The sequence below is a fragment of the Dietzia sp. DQ11-44 genome (assembly GCF_014145205.1).
Classification (GTDB): domain Bacteria; phylum Actinomycetota; class Actinomycetes; order Mycobacteriales; family Mycobacteriaceae; genus Dietzia; species Dietzia natronolimnaea.
The window spans coordinates 1-1029 of sequence record NZ_JAALEC010000544.1 but is presented as its reverse complement, the minus strand read 5'-3'; the positions used below and the strand labels follow the sequence as shown (position 1 = coordinate 1029).

At 73.2% G+C, this 1029-nt stretch carries 1 protein-coding gene; it reads left to right on the top strand.

The features are described from left to right. A partial coding sequence (gene hemB, locus G6018_RS13170) for a porphobilinogen synthase (RefSeq protein ID WP_182639848.1) occupies positions 1 to 947 on the top strand: 947 nt, incomplete at its 5' end. Between the last annotated feature and the right edge of the window lie 82 nt (positions 948 to 1029).

Below are 1029 nucleotides of genomic sequence, written 5' to 3'. Positions count from 1 at the left end.
CCGAGACCACGCTCGCGCCCCGGCAGCTGGTCCTGCCGGCGTTCGTCGCCGACGGTCTCGACGCGCCGCACGCCATCTCCTCCCTGCCCGGGGTCGTGCAGCACACCGTCGACTCCCTGCGCCGGGAGGCCGCCGCCGCCGCAGAGGCGGGACTCGGCGGGATCATGCTGTTCGGCGTCCCGCTCGACGAGCACAAAGACGCCTCGGGCAGTTGCGGCGCCGCCGCCGACGGCATCCTCAACCGGGCGCTGACCGCCGTCCGCGAGGAGGTCGGCGACGACCTCGTGGTGATGGCCGACACCTGCCTGGACGAGTTCACCGACCACGGTCACTGCGGTGTCCTCGGCACCGACCCACGTGGCGAGCAGGTCGTCGACAACGACGCCACACTGGCCGCCTACAACGACCTCGCCGTGGCCCAGGCCGCCGCCGGAGCCCACGTGGTGGGGCCGAGCGGGATGATGGACGGCCAGATCGCCGCCATCCGCGAGGCACTGGACCGCGAGGGCTACCAGGACGTGGCCGTGCTCGCGTACAGCGCCAAGTACGCCAGCGCCTTCTACGGGCCGTTCCGCGAGGCCGTCGGGTCCTCGCTGCGCGGCGACCGGCGCACCTACCAACAGGATCCCGCCAACCTGCGCGAGTCGCTGCGCGAGGTGCGGTTGGACCTGGACGAGGGCGCCGACATGGTCATGGTCAAGCCGGCGATGAGCTACCTCGACGTCCTGCGCCAGACCGCCGAGATCTCGGACGTGCCGGTGGCCGCCTACCAGGTCTCCGGGGAGTACGCGATGATCTCCGCCGCCGCCGAGCGCGGATGGATCGACCACGACCTCGCGGTGATGGAGTCGCTGACCTCCATCCGCCGCGCCGGCGCGGACATCGTCCTGACCTATTGGGCCCTGCACGCCGCCCGCCTCCTCGCCGACGGGTGGGGCACCCGGTGACCCGCGGCAGCGGGCCGTGGCGCCCACCCGAGCGGACCGACGGCCCGCCCGACCAGTCCGACGGCCCGACAGAGCGCGCAGA